The sequence below is a fragment of the Streptomyces pactum genome (assembly GCF_016031615.1).
Lineage (GTDB): Bacteria > Actinomycetota > Actinomycetes > Streptomycetales > Streptomycetaceae > Streptomyces > Streptomyces pactus.
This window is the reverse complement of record NZ_JACYXC010000001.1, coordinates 993,003-1,009,954: the sequence shown is the minus strand read 5'-3', so window position 1 is coordinate 1,009,954 and position 16,952 is coordinate 993,003. Positions and strand designations below refer to the sequence as shown.

Genomic DNA, 16,952 nt, shown 5'->3' with positions numbered 1-16,952 from the left:
ACGGCCCGCCCGCCGGGGATCGGACGGCGTCCCGGATGCCACCGGGCCCGGCGCCCGCCGGCCATTAGCCGGACGTTAACGAGGCGCCAACGGTTCGGCAGCGGGCTGCGGAAAGCTCATGGTCACACCGAGACCACCGATCGCTCCGGGGGAGACCGACCATGAACCGCACCGCCGCCCGCCGCTCGCAGATCCTGCGCACCGCCGCCGCCACGCTGACCGCCGTCGCCGCCCTGGCACTCACCGCCTGCACCGAGGACGGCGGGGGCACGAAGACCGAGGGCAAGGCCGCCGGTTCCGTGTCCGCGCCCGACACCCGGGGGACCACCGGTGGACCGGGCGGTACCGAGGGGACCGAGGAGAAGGGCAACTCCCAGCGGCCCGCCGGCGGCGAGCGGCCGGCCGGTGCGCAGGCGCCCAGTGCGACGGAGTCCGCCCCGCAAACCCCCGGTGCGCAGGCGCCCGACACCGCACCGAGCACCCCGGCGAAGGCCGAGGAGAAGAAGCCGCAGACCCCCGCCGGCGACCGGAACGGCAAGGCGGCCGAGGCGGCCGGGGCGGACGCGTCGATCGCCGACTGCTCGGCCCTGTCGATGAACATGGCCGTGCAGACCGTGCAGCGTCCGGTCAACCACCTGCTGCTCCGGGCCACCAACGAGTCCGGCGCACCGTGCGCGATCTACGGCTACCCCTACCTGGGGTTCGGTGACGAAGCCCAGTCGACGGTGGTGCCGCTGGAGGCCTCCAAGCCGCAGTCCGTCCTCGTTCTCCAGCCGGGCGAGACCGCCTACGCCGGCATCATGACCTCCTCCGCCGACGGCTCCGGGAGCGAGGGTCACGACGAGGACAGCCTCACGGTGTACCTCTCCAACGCCCAGCAGGACGGCAGCCTCGACGAGGAGACGACCCTGAAGCTGCCGCAGTCCACCTACGTGGACAGCAGCGCGTGGGTCACCTACTGGCAGAGCGACGCCGAGGACGCCCTCTCCTGGTGAACCGGGTGAGCGGCGGGCACCGCCGCAGACCGTCCGGCCTACGCGCCCGGCGCACCCGCCCCCGGATCCCGGGCGGCGGGCGCGCCGGGCGCCGTGCCGTCTCCCTCGGCGGGCCGCACCCCATCGAGGGGGACGGCCGGACCACGTCGTGGCGCCCTCGCCGAGGCGCGGTTCCTGGACGCGCCTGAAGGCGTGGGAGCCGTGCCCGGGGTGCTGCCGCTCCCGCACCGGCCGCACTCCGGCGGCTGCGCGGGATCGCCGGCCCCCGTCCGGGCCGTCCGCACCGGCCCTTGAACGGCCGGGGCAGTGAAGCGCCGCCTCAACGTTCCTCGCCGATCCTCTCCGGGGCGAAGTCCACCGAGACCGGAAGGTGGTCGGAGGCCGCCTCGGCGGCGGCGCCGCGGTGGAACCGGTAGCCGGTCAGCGCCGGGGCGATGGGACGGCAGGCCAGGATCAGGTCGATGCGCCTGGCCCCCCCACGGGTCGCCGGTCACCACGACCGTCCTCCCGGCGCCCGACCGCCACCGGGCCCCCAGATGAGCGGCGGCATCGACCATGAAGCCCCGGCGCAGCAGCGTCTCGGTCTGCCGCCGGTCCGCCGGCCGCGTCGTGCCGATCGTGCCGGCCCGGACCTGGAACTCCGGGTCGTCGTGGCACATGTCGGTGTAGGGCTCGGCGTCGTAGAACCGGCGGCCGCCCCGGCCGTCGTCCACCTCGGCGGCCGAGATCGCGTTGAAGTCCCCGACGCAGAAACCGGGCTGCACACCGCCGGTCCTACGGAAGGCGCCCTTCAGCCGGAGGACCTCGTCGTGACGGAAGTCCGGGCGGAAGGGGTCGCCGTGGTAGCCGGCGACCAGGATCGGCTCCCGGGCGCCGGCGTCGAAGCGGGCCGTGGTGCAGCCGTGCCAGAAGTCCGGCGCGCCCACCGGGCGGTAGGAGCCCTCGACCAGCCGTACGGTGCCCGGGTTCCACATCAGCGCCGTCCACCACGGCCGGTGCCGGTTCGCCGCCATGGCGGTGCCGTGCGGGTAGCCGTCGCTCACCTCGACGGCGGCGGTTGGACCGCACTGCTCGGCCAGGTCCCGGACGAGCGCGGCGGCTTCGCCGTCCCAGGAGTCACGACCGGTGGTGCGCTCGTCGACGACGACCTCCTGGAGGGCGATGATGTCCGGCGCGATCTCCCGGATGGCGTCGGCCCCGGGCGTTCCAGGAGCCGGTGCCGCGGGGGGCGGGCGTGAGCTTGGAGGCGTTGAGGCTCGCCAGGCGTAGCGTCATGTCGCCGCTCTCCGTCGTGAGGGTGTGTGCGGATGTCCGGCCGGCTCCGGCCGCCGTGAGGGGCACACGGTACGGGCGCCGGGGACGAGTGGGCGCGGCGATCATCTCCCGCTCGGCCGCCGCGATGCGCGTCATCGGCCCATGAGTTCACCTCGCCCGGCCGGCCAACGGGTGGTCCGGCTGCGTCGTGGAGCCGCGGCCCGGCAGCCGTAAGATCCACCGTGCCCCCGCGGAGGTGATGGCGAGATGGGACGGGTGGAACCGGCGAGGCTGTGCATCGTGGCCGAGATGGCGGAGGCCGTGCGCGCTCTCGGCGTCCCGGATGCGGACATCCGGGAACGGGAACTCGACGGCGGCGGCTGGATGACCGGATGCGTCATACGGCTCGGCGGCGAAGAGGTGGAGTGCGACGTCATGCACCACGAACGCAGGGACACGGCGGTCCGCCTGTTCCTGGACGGGTGGCAGTTCGAGCACGTGGACGCGTCGGGTCTGCGGCAGCTCCTCGTCAACATCCTGTCGGGTGACGCGGTGATCAGGCCCGAGCGCGGATTTCTCCGGGGCGATCGCCACGTCCTGAAGGCGGTGGGTGGTACCACCGTCCACGAAGCCTGGAGCGAGGCGTTCGTGGAGGAGCGGGCGGCCGCCTGGGAGATCCGTCTCCTTCCCGCCGCGGGGAGCTGAACCCCGGGCGAGCGGACGGAGGCTGGGGCCCTGCGCCGAGGACCGGGCCACCGCCCGCCGCACCGCCGGCCGGGACACTCCCCGTGGGCGCCCGGTGGAGCGGGCCTGCGACGAGAGACGGTCTTCGGGGGCGGCGGGCACGCCCGGGTCACGTCATCCGCCGGGGTCCGGGCGGAGCCGGGCGGTGCGGAATCCGGTAGCAGCGGATTCGGCCACCACTTCGGCTCTCGTACGTTTTTCCGGACGCCATTCCCCGGCCGGACGGGAACCGGGCCCGGAACCGGAGGATGCGACCGGTTCTGCTGGTGGCGGCAGGCCCCAGGGGATAGGCTGTCGCGCGCTGCCCGCGGTGGCGGTCGGCGTGGGGTCGGGGGTGGGGGGCGAAGGCCGTGACGGAGCTGCGGAAACACGCCCCCCGGGGCGGTCCCGTCCGAGGTCGTGAAGGCGCTGGTGTTTTTCCTGTTCGGCAGCGCTCCCGGCCCAACCGGAATATCCTCATGGAGTCACCACAAAGCGGTCCACGTATCAGCGGTGGACCCTTTTTTCTTCCGTGACGTTCGCGACCGGCGGTCCCTGTTCGGGGCACGAAATGGACGTACGACGTGGACGCGCGGCGGGACGCGGGTGTTCGTTCCCACGACAGGACAAGTGTGGAGTGTGATGCCATGAACCGAATCGGCCAGGACGCCCGCCGGTTACGGCGGGTGGAGCCGCCGGCCCGTATCGCGTTAGCCGTTCTGCTGCTGGCGGGCGGCGCAGTGGGAGCGGCGGCCGCACCGGCCGCCGCCTCGGACGACGACGGCACGCTGACCGTCCAGGTGCTGCGCGACTTCTTCGGCACCGGTGTGATCAACGCGACGATGGACGTGCCCCAGCGGGGCATGAAGGTGAAGGTCTCCGACCCCGCCGGGCACACGGTCACCGGGGTCACGGATGCCACCGGAAAGGTCGTGGTCGAGCCTTCGACCGAGCTGAGCGGCGGCCGGTACCGCGTCGATGTCAGCGTGCCGGCGCCGTACAACGGCCACCTGCGGGCCGCGCCCGCGTCCACGGCGGAGAACCACTTCGACAGCTTCACGTCGTTCGTGGACGTGTCGGACGGCAAGGACGCCTCGGTGGTGACCGGGGTGTGGAACCCGGCCGACTACGCGCTGCCGGACTCACGGTACTTCGTGCCGGTCCACAACGGCGCGGGCGGCAACGACCAGCGGGCGCTGGTGGCGTTCGGGACCGACGCCCGGGGCACCTGTCCCACCAATGTGGCCTGCCCGACCACGCTGGCCACCCAGGACCAGGTGGGCACGACGTTCGGGCTGGCGTATGACAAGTACCGCACCCGGCTGTTCCAGAGCGCGTTCGCCCGCCGGTACGCCGCGTACGGGCCGGAGGGCGGCGGCGCGATCTACACGGTGCCGGTCAACGGCTCGGGCGAGCCGAAACTGTTCGCGCGGGTGCCGGATGCCGCGGTGACCCGGCACGACACCGGCAACATGATCAAGGACGGCGGGTTCACCGACGCGCCGGGCAAGGAGAGCATCGGCGGCCTGGCCCTGTCGGAGGACGGCTCCACGCTGTACGCGGTGAACCTGCGGACCCGCAGCCTGGTGAGCTTCGACGCCACGGGGACCACCGCCGCGGCGCCCAAGGCGACGGTGCCGATCCCGGACCCGGGGTGCGCGAGCCGTGAGGACTGGCGGCCGTTCGGGCTCCAGGCGCACGACAACACGCTGTACGTCGGCGGCGTGTGCAGCGCCGAGAGCACCCAGCGGCGCGCGGACCTGAAGGCCTTCGTCGCCACCTACGACGGCAAGCGGTTCACCACGGTGCTGAGCCACCCGCTGACCGCCGCACGCGGCAGCGTCTTCGGCTCCGGCGACCGGGCCACCCACTGGAACCCGTGGAACACCAGCCTCGACACCTGGGACGACCGGAAGTCGGGCAACGTCTTCATCGATCCGCAGCCGGAGCTGGCGTCCCTCGCCTTCGCCCGCGACGGCTCGATGATCCTGGGCTTCCGCGACCGGTTCATGGACGTGCTCGGCTGGGGCGGGCTGGATCCCCGCCCGGGCAACGACACCCCGGAGAGCGGCATGGCCGGTGGTGACATCACCATGGTCTGCGCCACGCCCACCGGAGAGTACGAGTGGGAAGGCACCGGGAGCTGCCCGAACCACGCCACGCCCGCCAACAACGGCGGCCAGCCCGCCGATGTGACCGAGTACTTCCCGGGCGACTTCTACGCCAACGCGCACCAGGAGACCGCGCTGGGCTCGGTGGCCTACATCCCGCAGCAGCAGTGGGTCGTCAGCACCGAGTTCGACCCGGTCGTGGACGTCGCGACCTCCGGGACCGGCTACCACCACATCGAGACCGGCGAGGGTCCGGGCAACAAGCCGACCGCCAACGGATTCCAGTTCGTCAGCCGGGAACAGGGAGGGTTCGGCAAGGCCGGCGGACTCGGCGACATCGCCTACGCGGCGGCGAACGCGCCGATCCAGATCGGCAACGTCGTGTGGTTCGACGGCGACCACAACGGGATCCAGGACGCCGGGCACGTGCTGCTGCCCGGGGCCACGATCAACCTGCTGGACAAGGACGGCAAACAGGTCGCCACGACCAAGACCAATGCCGCCGGCGAGTACTACTTCGGCGGTGTCGGCGCCGAGTACGAACTCACGCCCGGCGCGAAGTACACGGTGCAGTTCGACGTGTGCACCGCGGACACCGGCCAGGTGCCCGAGCAGCCCGAGGCGAGCGAGCTGAGGTTCACGCTCCCGCGGGCCGGTGCCGACCGTGCGCACGACTCCAACGTGACCCCGCCGACCACCGGGCGGCTGTGCAACGGCTCCGCGCCGGTCACGGCTCCGGACAAGCCGGGCGGCGTCGACCACACGATCGACGCCGGGGTCTACATCCCGAAGGAGAAGCCGACCCCGACACCCACTCCCGACCCCGACACCCCACCCCCGGTCCGGACCCGACCCCGAGCCCGGACCCGACCCCGGCGCCGCCCGGAGGCGACACGCCGCCGAAGCCCGCGCCGCCGGGCAACAACCCGGCCCCGGCCGGCGGGGACGACGGTTCGCTGGCGAACACCGGTCTGCCCGGGGTGGTGGAGCTGATCGGCATCGTCGGTCTGCTGGTGGGCGCCGGCCTGGCCATCGCGTCCGTGGCCCGCAACCGTCGCGTCCGGCAGCACTGAACGAAACGCACCACGGTGATCCGCCCGTCCGTGACCCGGACGGCGCGGACCCGGATCACGTCCCGGCCGGTCCGCGAGGGCCGGCCGTGGCGTGTCGGCCACCGGCCCGCCGTGCGGCCGCCGCGAGCCCGCGGCGACCGGACGGCGGGCATCGAGCGGGGTGAGGGATGAGGATGAAGGGGAGAACGCCGGCGCCGGACCGCGTGCGCGGCGCGAGGACCCGGCAGGCCGCACCGGGCCGTCCGTCCGGCCGGCGCCGGTGGCCGCGGTCGCGCCGGCTCGCGGCCGCCATCGGCATCACGGCCGTCGCGGTGGCCGCGGTGACCGTGGCGGCCGCGTTCCTGATCGGCGACGACGGGTCCGGCTCCGACGGTCCGCGGCCGCTGACGGCGGACGAGGCGAGCCGGCTGGCGATGACCCGGTTCCGCAACTACCAGGCACAGGGCCGGGCGGTGACGATCACCGTGCCGGGCACCGCGGGCGAGCTGACCGTCACCGCGTCCGTCGACTACCGGCGCAAGGTCGGTTACGGCGTGGTGCACGGCACCGGGCGCGCCAGGTCCAGCGACGGGCTGATCCGGTGGACCCCCACCTCGGTGCGGGTCCGGCCGATGGCCGACGCCCCGGCGCACGCCCCCGCGTCGCCGCCCGGACCGGGCTGGCACGAGCGTCCGCTGCTGTCGTCCGGCAGCGCGCTGGACACCTCCTTGTCCATCGCGCTCGGGCTGGGCGGCGACCGGCCCGACAACGCCGAACTGCTGGCGCAGAACGGCGCCGCCTGGTGGGGGCGGGAGCGGGTGGACGGGCGCCGGCTGGACATCATGGCCGGGCCGTCCTCACCCGACCGTTCCGGCACGGCGGGCAACGTGCGCTACTGGATCGACTCCCAGGGCACCATGTACCGGGTCCGCGTGAGCGTGGAATCGCAGCCGGAGCCGGTCGTCATCGATTTCGGCACCCACCCCTACGTCCCCGTCAAGCCGCTGCCCACGGCCACCGGCGGCCGGTAGCCGCCGTTCAGGACGTCCGCACCCGCGCGTTCGCGGCGAGCAGGGACATCGGCGGCAGCCGGATGTCCTCCGTCCTCGGCAGGTCCGGGACGGGCGGGACGGTGGTGGGGCCCTTGGTGGCGGCGCCGGGCAGCTGCGGCTGCGCAGCGGGCGCCGCGACCTCGGTGAACGGGATGCCGCCGGGCGCCGCCGGGGCCGTCCAGGTGCCGCCCGGCGAGGTGGCTCCCGCCGGGAGCGGGCAGGCCGCGGTCGCCGCCAGCCGGTCGGGCACGGTGCTGCGCAGGTCGTTGCCGCGCAGGCAGTTGCCCCGTCCCCGGGCGGCGGTGGGGAACGTCCAGCCGACGTCCACCCCGTTGCCGGTGAACGTGTTGTCCACGACCTGGTTGCCGACCGGGGGGATGTCGGCGGTCGCGGTGATCACCAGCCCGGCGTTGCGGTTGCCGGTGATGCGGTTGCGCACGAACCGGTTGTCGCTGCCGCCGTCGACGCCGGCGCCGATGCCCCATCCGCCGTCGGCCTGCTCCGGGGTGGCCGCCTGCTGGTTGGCGGCGATCAGGTTGCCCGCGATGACGGTGCCCTTCTGCGGGAGCAGCTTCTCCTGGTGGCTGGAGTTGCTGGTGAGCCCGACCCGGTTGCCGACCAGGCGGTTGCCGACCACGTACATGTTCTCGCTGGCGTTGGTGCCCTCGTAACCGACCGCGTTGAGTTCGGCGACGTTGTCGCGCACCACGATGTTGCAGGGCTTGCACTGGCCGACGTAGATCCCCGAGTCGGCGCCGCCCGACGCGTAGCTGTGCTCGATGACACCGTTCCGGGCGGAGAACGCGTAGATGCCGTACAGGCCGTTGCGGGTCGCGGTCACATGGGAGACCAGGAACGACCTGAGGAGGGTGACGGGCTCGTCGCCGGTGTCGTAGCCGCCGCTCGCTCCCGGCAGGCCGGCGGCCGCCTTCGCCGAGCCGGTGATCAGCAGCCCGTTCTGCGTGTGGTTCCGCACGGTCAGGTTCTCCACGGCCACCCCGGGCGCCGAGACGACGATGCCGTTCGCCCGGCTGAACCGCCCGTCGATGACGACCTTGTCCCGGGACAGTCCGCGCAGGGTGATGCGCGCCGTGCCGATCCGCACCGACTCCCGGTACACCCCCGGCGCGACCAGGACCAGGTCACCGGGACGGGCCAGGGACACCGCGGCCGAGATCGTCGGGGCGTCGGCGGGCACCCGGATCGTCACCCGCTCACCGGCCGGCCGCCGGCCCTTCCCCGATCCGCCGTCGTCGTCGCCACCACCGCAGCCTGCCACCAGGGTCAGCGCGCCCACTACCGCGGCCACCACGCGAAGGGTTAATCGAGGCATGATCCCAGTCTGTCACGGTGCCTGATGCCCCGTCCGGCACGGTGCCCGATTCCCCGCCGGAATAGCGGGGTTGTCCGGCACACACGGCCGGCGGTGTGGCACTCTGCACCCCATGCGCCGAGCCGATCACCCCCCGTCACGCCGCAGGTTCCTCGATGTCACCGGCGCGATGATGGCCGCCGGTCTGACCGCCGGGTGCACGGCGGACGACGCCCGGCCGGACCGGCCCGCCCCCGCCCCGGAGGCCACACCGGCGACGGTCCCGGCGACCGGCCGTCACCAGGCGGGCATCACGCTCCCGCAGCCGGCCCAGCCCAACCTGCTCGCCGTGGTGGCCGATCTCGACGACGCCGCGGCCCCCGGCCCGCTGCTGGCCGACCTCGGCCGGGCCGTCGAGACCCTCACCGCGGGGACCGACCCGCGGCTGCTGGGCCTGCCGCCGGGCGACCTCACCGTGACCGTCGGCGTGGGCCCCCGGCTGGTGCGCGAGGCCGGTGCCTCGCTGCCCGGCGCGGCGGACCTCCCGCGCTTCTCCCGCGAGCGGATCGCCCCCCGGGCCCGCGGCGGAGACCTGCTGATACAGATCTGCGCCGGCGACGCCCTGCTGCTGCCGGTCGTCGCCGCCGCGCTCCTGGACCAGGCCGGCGACCGCGTCCGCGAGCGCTGGCGCCAGTCCGCGCGCCGCGGCGCGAACGTGGCCGTCGGCGAGGGCCTGACCGCGCCGCGGAACCCGCTCGGGTTCATCGACGGCATCGTGGGCCCGCACACGGCGGCCGAACAGCGGCGCGACCTGTGGCTGTCCGGTCCGCCCGCGGTCGCCGGCGGCACCATCGCCGTGCTGCGGCGCATGGAACTCGACCTGCCGCGGTTCGCCGCCCTCTCGGTGGCCGAACAGGAAGCGGTCATCGGGCGGCGCCGGGCCAGTGGTGTCCCGCTCTCCGGCGGCTCCGCCGCCTCGGGACCGGAGCTCGGCGCCAAGACGCCGGACGGCCGCTACCTGGTCCCCGCGGACGCCCACGCGCGCCGGGCGCACGCCACCCTGGTCGGGGTCGGGCTCATGCTCCGCCGCTCCTACAGCACCGACGAGCCCGCCCTCGGCCTGCTCTTCATCAGCTTCCAAAACGACCTGCGGACCTTCACCGCCACCCTCGCCCACATGGAAACCTCCGACGCGCTGCTGTCCTTCACCACCACGACCGCCGGCGCCACCTTCCTGATCCTGCCCGGCTTCGACCGGCGACGCCCGCTGGGCGCCACGCTGTTCGGCCGGTCCTGACCGGCGCGACGACGGGGCCGCGGCGGCGCCGGGGCGTCCCGGCGGCGGTGGTCACCGGCGGTGGGCGGTGGCGGCGACGGCGGGCAGCAGCGCCAGGGAGAGCGCGCCGCCGGTGAGGGCCAGGGCGGGGTAGCTGGTGGCGGCGACCATCAGGCCCGAGGCCATGCCACCGGTGGCGCCGGCGATGGCGATGGAGACATCGACCAGCCCCTGGGTCCGGGCGCGGGTGGCGAGCGGGACGGTGTCGGTGATGATCGCGGTGCCCGAGACCAGCCCCAGGTTCCAGCCGAGGCCCAGCAGGACCAGGGCGAGCGCGAGGAGGGCGACGGAGCCGCCGGGCGCCACGGCGGCGAGGACCCCGGCGGCCAGCAGGGTGACGCCGGAGGCGATGGCGACCTTCCGGTGGCCGTAGTGGTCCACGAGCCAGCCGGTGAGCGGGGAGGGCAGGTACATGGCACCGATGTGGAGGGCGATGACGAGACCGGAGGCGGCGGTGCCGTGGCCGTGGTCGTGCATGTGGACCGGCGTCATCGTCATGATCGCCACCATGACGAGCTGGGTGAGCACCATGACCAGCGCGCCCAGGACGACGCTTCCCCGGCCGCCCGCCGGGGCGGCGGCCGGGACGGTCGCGGGGTCCGCCTCCTCGGCCTCGGCGAGGGAGCGGGCCAGCAGCAGCGGGTCGGGCCGGAGCCGGAGGGCGAGCACGAGCGCGGCCAGCGCGTACGCGGCGCCGGAGAGGATGAAGGGCCCGGCCAGGTGGGGGATGCCGAGGGCTTCGGCGAAGGTGCCGGTGGGGGCCGCGAGGTTGGGGCCGGCGACGCCGCCGAGGGTGGTGGCGACCAGGACCGTGGAGACCGCGCGGGCCCGGTGCCCGGGGGCGGCGAGGTCGGCTCCGGCGTAGCGGGCCTGGAGGTTGGTGGCGGTGCCCGCGCCGTAGACGAACAGGGCGACGAACAGCAGGACCGGGTTGTCCAGGACCGCGGCGACGATGACGCCCGCCGAACCGACGGCGCCGGCGAGGTACCCGGCCGAGAGACCCGGGCGGCGGCCACGGGCCTGGGAGACGCGGCCGACGACGACGGCCGCGAGGGCCGACCCGGCGGTGAACAGGGCGCTGGGCAGCCCGGCGAGGCCGGTGGAGCCGAGCATGTCCTGGGCGAGGAGGGCGCCGACGGTGACGCCCGCGGCGAGCCCGGCACCGCTGAGGACCTGGGAGGCGACCAGGACGCGCAGGACGCGGCGCTGGGCCTGGTCACGGTCGAAGGGGCGGGCCGTCGTGCCGGCGGGTGCGGTGCTGGTCATCTTCTCTTCCGGGACGCAGGGTGCGGGCGTGGCGGCGCACCGGCCCGGCCGGCTCGAGAGCCGGGGGCGGTGTGCGCGGGGGGTGGGGGGCCGGCCGGTGCCGGGCCCGGACCGGGCCGGCGGTGCGGCCGCCGGCGGCTCCGGGGCCGGGGCGTCACGCGGTCAGCGGTGCGGGGCTCGGCACAGCCGTCCGGGTCGGGGGCGTGATCCGTGGCCGGGGTGTCCGGGGCGTGGACCGGGTCCGTGGCCCGGGCGGCGGGTGGCGGTGCCGGCCGGGGGAAGGCCGCCGCCGGGCGCCCCGCCGGTGCCGGGGTCCGCCCGGCCGGGTCACGCCGGTTCCGTGGCGACGGGCAGCTCGGACAGACGCCACTCCAGCATGCCGTCGCTGAGACGGATCGCCCGGCGCCCGAGGTCGGTCAGCAGCCGCACCGCGTCGGAGGCCAGGGCGCAGTACTCGCCGCGGCAGTACACCACGATCTCGGCGGTCTCCGGCAGTTCGCCGATCCGGTCGGCCAGTTCGTCGACCGGGAGGGAGAGCGCGCCGGGGATGTGCCCGGCCCGGTACTCCTCCACCGGCCGCACGTCGAGCACCACGACGTCCCCCGCTTCGGCCCGGGCCCGCAGTTCCGCACCGGACAGCGCCACCCCGCCGGGCCCGCCCAGGTGGGCGTCCCGGGCCGCGGACACGGCGGCCCGGTGGCGGTCGGCGACCTTGCGCAGCAGCGCGAACAGCTGGGCGACGTCGTCACCGGCGAGCCGGTAGTGGATGCGTACGCCCTCGCGGCGGGTGGCGACGAAACCGGCCTGCTTGAGGGTCTGCAGGTGCGCCGACGCGGTGGTCAGGTTCAGCCCGGCCGCCTTCGCCAGCGCATCGACGGTGCGCTCGCCCTGGGCCAGCAGATCCAGCAGCTCAAGGCGCTTTCCGCTGGCCAGCGCCTTGCCGCTGGCCGCGATCGCGTCGTACAACCGCGTCTTCGTCACGCTCTCCGCGCTCTCCGGCACCGCATCCTCCAATGATCCATGGAATATCGTACAGAGGTCCGGAGGAGCGGACCGCGGTTCCCTGCTCCTGTGGACGCCGGCGCCGTCGGCGGTCCCGCCCGCCGCGCGCCCGCGCCGGGTCCGGCGCCGGTCCGACCGTCCTGGGCGCAGGTCCGCCGCCACCGGTGCACCCCGCGCCGCGCCCGAGGGGCGCGCCCCCCGGGGACGGAACCGTCGCGTCCCTGTCACCGGCCGGTCACAGGTCCGGGCGACACGCGGACGGTGTGCGGCCGTGGGCGGGCCGGAGCGCAGAATCGGCTGTCATCGGGCCGGGACCGGCCGGCCGCGACAGACCGACCACGGGGGAACACCATGAAGACTTCCGCACGCCCACCGCACCGCGGTCGCGGGCACCGTCGGACCTGCGTCGCGGGGGCGGCGCTGATCGCCGCGCTGCTGGGGGCCACGGCGTGTGAGTCGGACGGGGACGACGGCGCGAACGGCTCCGCGACCACGGACCGGCCGAGTGCGTCGACTCCGGCCGAGCCGGGCGCGTCGAGCTCGGCCGAGCCGGACGCGAAGACCCCGGCGGCGACCGGCGGGCCCGGCCCGGCCACGTCCCGCGGGACCGGTTCCACCGAACCCGGCGGCTCCTCAGGCGCCACCCGGACCGGCGGGGACCGTGGCGGTACGGCCGCCGCGAAGGCGTGCGCCCCGGACGCCCTGGCGGTCTCCGCCACCAAGGAGCCCGCGGACAGCAAGGAGGCCCGGCACCTCCTGCTGACCGTCCAGAATGCCGGCGACACGGCGTGCGAGCTCTACCACTACCCCCGGGTGCGGCTCGGCGCCGACGCCCGGACCACCGTCCCCGTGATCCCGGACAGCGACCCCGACCCGGGCGTGCCCGTCACCATCGCGCCGGGGGAGGAGGCCTACGCCGCCCTGCTCGTCAGCGGCGGTGCCCGCGACGAGTACGAGGCGACCTCCCTCACGCTGAGCCTCCAGGGGCCCGAGCCCGGCAGCGGCGCGGGCGGGCCGATCGACGTCCCCATGCCGGTCCAGACGCTGTACGCGGACGACGGGCAGCTGGTCACCCACTGGACGACCGCCTCCGGTCTCGCGCTGGACTTCATCATGTCGCGGTGACCTCCCCGGCCGGGCGGGACGCCGCCTCCCGCCCGGCCGGCCGCCCGCGGCGGATGCCGGGCCGGCCCCCGGGTGTGCCGGGATGACGGGTCGGCGCCGGAGTGTGCGGCCGGCCCCCGCGGCGGAAACCCACGATGTGCGCCGGTGCGCGGAAATGAGCTACCATCAGATTGTCAGGCCGCAGGGAACGACGGCGGCGGACATGCGTCGGAGGTGTAACAGCAGCACAACCCCCTTCCAGGGGGTAGGACCACGTGCGATTCGTGGCCGGCGCTCCGGATGAGGCCCCCGCCCAGTGGCGGGGGCCTCGCCCTTTTCCGGGGCCCGTGGCAGCCACGGGAGCGGCCCGTCACCCACGGCACGTACGCCGGGGTGCCGGTGCGCCGAGGGGCCTTCCGGGCGGGGTCCCGCGCACCCGGGGCGCTCCGGTCGCCCGCACGCGCCGCCCCGGCCCCGGACCGGCTCGACGCGAGCCGGTGGATCGTCCCGCGGGCCTCGTCGTGTCCGGCACGGCAGCTGGGCGGCGTGACCGCGCGAACGCCCGTGAGCGCGCCAGCTTCCGAGGGGGGCCGGGCCGGTGCGCCCCGCGAGGTGGACCGTTCGGCGAGGCGTTGCAGCCGGGGGCGTGCCCGGCCGGCCGGGTGTCGGCCGTGACCGGCGGCCGGCCCCGGCCCCGCCCGCGGTCCGGGTCCGTGCCCGTGTGTCCGGTGGGCCGCCGGTCCGGTCGGTGCCGACGGGGCGTCAGGAGCCGCCGGTTGTACGGGCACCGCTCGGATGGGGTAATCTGATCTTCGTCAGGCCGCAGGGAACGACGGCGGCGGACATGCGTCGGAGGTGTAACAGCAGCACAACCCCCTTCCAGGGGGTAGGACCACGTGCGATTCGTGGCCGGCGCTCCGGATGAGGCCCCCGCCCAGTGGCGGGGGCCTCTCTCGTGTTCCGGCGGTGGCCGGGACCTCTCGCGCGCCGCCACCGCGCTGTTCCGCGCCGCGCCAACAGCCCGCTAACGCGCGCTTGCTGACCGTGCGGCGGGCGGGCCCCGGGCCGCGACAGAGATCGGTTAGCCGCCTGTTAGCACGGTCGGCGACAGTGACGGAGGTCCGATCGGACCGACCACCGATACACGACCAGGGGGAGAAGGAACCATGTCGAAGACCGACGACAGCACCCGCACCCGCACCAGCCGCGTCCGGCGGCGCGCCACGCTCGCCGCCGCCACCGTGGTGGCCGCCACCGCGCTGGCCGCCGCCCCGGCCTCGGCCCTCGGCCAGGGCACCGCCCGGGCCGCGGCGCCGGCCGCCTGCACCACGGCGGAGACCGCCGTCACCGTGCAGAAGCTGAACCGGCCGGTCAACCACCTGTTGATCACCGCGCGCAACACCTCGAAGAAGACGTGCACCGCGCACGGATACCCGTACCTGCGGTTCGGGGAGGCCCAGTCGCCCGCCGCGCCGTGGGCGAACACCAAGCCGGCGAAGCCGGTGGTGCTGGCGCCGGGGCAGTCGGCGTACGCGAGCGTCATGACCTCGTCCGCGATCGACGACGGCACCGAGGGCTACCGGACCTCCAAGCTCGGGGTGCTCTTCGCCAACGCCCAGGGGAACGGCAGCGTGGGGCGCGCGGTGGTGCTGACGCTGCCGGGCGGTCAGACCTACGTCAACGAGCCGCGGGTGACGTACTGGCAGGCCACCGTGGACGACGCGGTCAACTACGGCTGACCTGCACCGGGCGACGGACACCGGTGACCGCGGGCGTCCGCCGGCCGGGGGACCGGCCCGGCGGGCGCCCGCCCCGGCCACGGGGGGAGCGAGCCCCCGGAGAGCGGGCGCCGGCCACCGGGGGAATGCGCGCCGGGCGACCCGGACGGGGGGAGCGTATGGGGAGTGGCGGCCGGAGTGGCCGCCGGGGAAGCGGGGTGCGCAGCCCGGAGGACGGGCGGGGGAACGGCAGGCCGCGGGCGCCCGCGGCGGTGGGGTCACGGGACCACCGCCAGTTCCAGGAAGGCGGCGAGGACCGCCAGGTGCAGGCCGCCCTGGAGCGGGGTGGCGCGCCCGGGGATGACGGTGAGCGTGGCGACCACGAGGGTCAGCGCCAGCAGCACCATGTGGGAGGCGCCGAGCCCGAGGACGAGGGGGCCGGAGAGCCAGTACGAGGCGATGGCGACGGCGGGGACGGTCAGGCCGATGCTCGCCATGGTCGAGCCGAAGGCGAGGTTGAGGCTGGTCTGCAACCGGTCGCGGCGGGCGGCGCGCAGCGCCGCGATCGTCTCCGGGAGGAGGACCAGCAGCGCGATGACGACGCCCACCACGGCGTGCGGCATGCCCGCCGCCTCGACACCGGACTCGATCGTGGGGGAGATGACCTTCGCGAGGCCGACGACCCCGACCAGCGCGAGCAGCAGCACCCCGAGGCTGGCGAGGGTGGCGCGGCCGGACGGGGCCTCCGCGTGCTCCTCGGTGTGGACCACCACGCCGTGTTTGGTGACCGGCAGGAAGTAGTCGCGGTGGCGCACCGTCTGGGTCGCCACGAACAGCCCGTACAGCAGGAGGGCGGCGACGGCGGCGAAGACCAGCTGGGGGGTGGAGAACTCCGGTCCGGGCGCCGAAGTGGTGAAATTGGGGAGCACCAGGCTGAGGGTGGCGAGCGTGGCGATGGTGCTCAGGGCGCTGCCGGTGCCCTCCGCCCGGAAGACCGCGATGCCGTGGCGGAGCGAGCCGAACAGGATGCTCAGTCCCACGATGCCGTTGCAGGTGATCATGACGGCGGCGAACACGGTGTCCCGGGCCAGCGTGGCGCTCTTCTCGCCGCCGCCTGCCATCAGGGTGACGATGAGGGCCACCTCGATGACGGTGACGGCGAGGGCGAGCACCAGGGAGCCGAAGGGTTCACCGACCCGGTGGGCGACGACCTCCGCGTGGTGCACCGCGGCGAGCACCGCCCCGCCCAGGACGACCGACGCCACCGCCACGACCGCCCCCGGTGGATGCTGACCGAGGGTGAAGACGAGGAGGACGATGGCGAGAGGCGGGGTGACCCACATCCACCGGTCCGTCACTTTTCGGACGATCATGCGGGAATCGTCTCTCAGGGGTGTGGTGCGGTGCGCCCAGCGACACGGGGTCCGCGGCATCGGGCGTCCCCGCTCCCGCCCCGGCGGGGAAGGGTCCCGACAGCCGGACGGCCCGGCGGGGACGGCGGCTGAGGAGCCGTGCCGTCTCGCCGGGCCGTTCGTCCGCCAGCCGGGCGCCCGTCGCTCCGGCGCCGGTACGGCGCTCAGGCGCGGGGCCGGGACGTCAGGCGTGCCGACGGGCCCACATGGGGGTGACCACCGTGATCAGCAGGGCCGCCGTGGCGACCTGAAGCAGGTGGCGGATCCAGTCGATGCCGTTGGTGTCGCGGACACCGAAGGCGCTGGCGAGCGCGTTGCCCGCGACACCACCGACGATACCCAGCAGCACCGTCATCCACAGCGGGATGGGCTGGCGCCCGGGGAGCACGAGCTTGGCGAGCAGACCGATGATGAGACCCGCGACGATGGCCCACAGGAACGACACGACATCTCCTTCCGTACATGTCCCGACCTTCGGGTAACACTGCGCGTGCCCGCCCGAAGCCGTCGCAAGCCTCGTTGAGCCCAGGGTTCTGCGGGCCCGGTTCCGGGCAGGCGTCTGCGGCGGGCTGCAGGCCGGCGCGGCGGGGCGCCGGCACGGTGGCCGCCGTCCGG

12 protein-coding genes and 1 pseudogene are annotated in these 16,952 nt (G+C 74.9%); 8 read left to right on the top strand and 5 right to left on the bottom strand.

All coding sequences use genetic code 11. The annotated features are described in order from the left end of the window. Nucleotides 1–161: 161 nt before the first annotated feature. The 5 genes and pseudogenes from IHE55_RS03970 to IHE55_RS03950 all read left to right on the top strand — a co-directional run bounded on the left by IHE55_RS03970 (nt 162) and on the right by IHE55_RS03950 (nt 7,166). The gene (locus IHE55_RS03970) at nt 162–995 is read left to right on the top strand and encodes a DUF4232 domain-containing protein (protein WP_197987746.1); all 834 of its coding nucleotides are present in this window, start codon (nt 162–164) and stop codon (nt 993–995) included. Between the two features lie 536 nt (nt 996–1,531). Further along, nucleotides 1,532–2,233, top strand: coding sequence for a hypothetical protein (locus tag IHE55_RS03965; protein WP_197987745.1), 702 nt, complete (start codon nt 1,532–1,534; stop codon nt 2,231–2,233). A gap of 283 nt (nt 2,234–2,516) precedes the next feature. Then, nucleotides 2,517–2,954, top strand: coding sequence for a hypothetical protein (locus tag IHE55_RS03960; RefSeq protein ID WP_197987744.1), 438 nt, complete (start codon nt 2,517–2,519; stop codon nt 2,952–2,954). Nucleotides 2,955–3,712: 758 nt separating this feature from the next. Further along, a pseudogene (locus IHE55_RS03955) lies at nt 3,713–6,156 on the top strand (SdrD B-like domain-containing protein). Nucleotides 6,157–6,467: 311 nt separating this feature from the next. Further along, a complete protein-coding gene (locus IHE55_RS03950; protein ID WP_307826502.1) occupies nt 6,468–7,166 on the top strand; it encodes a hypothetical protein in 699 nt (232 codons plus the stop codon). A gap of 7 nt (nt 7,167–7,173) precedes the next feature. Here IHE55_RS03950 and IHE55_RS03945 read toward each other — a convergent pair whose 3' ends face one another. Next, on the bottom strand, nt 7,174–8,520 hold the full coding sequence (locus IHE55_RS03945; RefSeq protein WP_197987743.1) for a right-handed parallel beta-helix repeat-containing protein: 1,347 nt from the start codon (nt 8,518–8,520) through the stop codon (nt 7,174–7,176). 112 nt (nt 8,521–8,632) lie between these two features. On the opposite strand from IHE55_RS03945, the gene IHE55_RS03940 reads away from it, so the two are divergent. Further along, nucleotides 8,633–9,796 (top strand): Dyp-type peroxidase, encoded by a 1,164-nt coding sequence (locus IHE55_RS03940; RefSeq protein ID WP_197987742.1) that lies wholly within the window; start codon nt 8,633–8,635, stop codon nt 9,794–9,796. Between the two features lie 51 nt (nt 9,797–9,847). Here IHE55_RS03940 and IHE55_RS03935 read toward each other — a convergent pair whose 3' ends face one another. Together IHE55_RS03935 and IHE55_RS03930 are read right to left on the bottom strand one after the other, a co-directional pair. After that, nucleotides 9,848–11,101: an MFS transporter gene (locus tag IHE55_RS03935; protein WP_197987741.1), complete on the bottom strand. Its 1,254-nt coding sequence runs from the start codon at nt 11,099–11,101 to the stop codon at nt 9,848–9,850. A 327-nt stretch (nt 11,102–11,428) separates the two neighbouring features. After that, the gene (locus IHE55_RS03930; RefSeq protein ID WP_232265442.1) at nt 11,429–12,115 is read right to left on the bottom strand and encodes an ArsR/SmtB family transcription factor; all 687 of its coding nucleotides are present in this window, start codon (nt 12,113–12,115) and stop codon (nt 11,429–11,431) included. Nucleotides 12,116–12,454: 339 nt separating this feature from the next. Between IHE55_RS03930 and IHE55_RS03925 the strand changes: the two genes are divergently transcribed. Next, the gene (locus IHE55_RS03925) at nt 12,455–13,228 is read left to right on the top strand and encodes a DUF4232 domain-containing protein (RefSeq protein ID WP_197987740.1); all 774 of its coding nucleotides are present in this window, start codon (nt 12,455–12,457) and stop codon (nt 13,226–13,228) included. A 1,145-nt stretch (nt 13,229–14,373) separates the two neighbouring features. After that, the gene (locus tag IHE55_RS03920; protein WP_197987739.1) at nt 14,374–14,946 is read left to right on the top strand and encodes a DUF4232 domain-containing protein; all 573 of its coding nucleotides are present in this window, start codon (nt 14,374–14,376) and stop codon (nt 14,944–14,946) included. A 257-nt stretch (nt 14,947–15,203) separates the two neighbouring features. Here the strand turns inward: IHE55_RS03920 and IHE55_RS03915 are convergent, their stop codons facing one another. Together IHE55_RS03915 and IHE55_RS03910 are read right to left on the bottom strand one after the other, a co-directional pair. Continuing rightward, nucleotides 15,204–16,298, bottom strand: coding sequence for a calcium:cation antiporter (locus IHE55_RS03915; protein ID WP_197987738.1), 1,095 nt, complete (start codon nt 16,296–16,298; stop codon nt 15,204–15,206). A 223-nt stretch (nt 16,299–16,521) separates the two neighbouring features. Then, the gene (locus tag IHE55_RS03910) at nt 16,522–16,782 is read right to left on the bottom strand and encodes a GlsB/YeaQ/YmgE family stress response membrane protein (RefSeq protein WP_197987737.1); all 261 of its coding nucleotides are present in this window, start codon (nt 16,780–16,782) and stop codon (nt 16,522–16,524) included. Nucleotides 16,783–16,952: the final 170 nt, after the last annotated feature.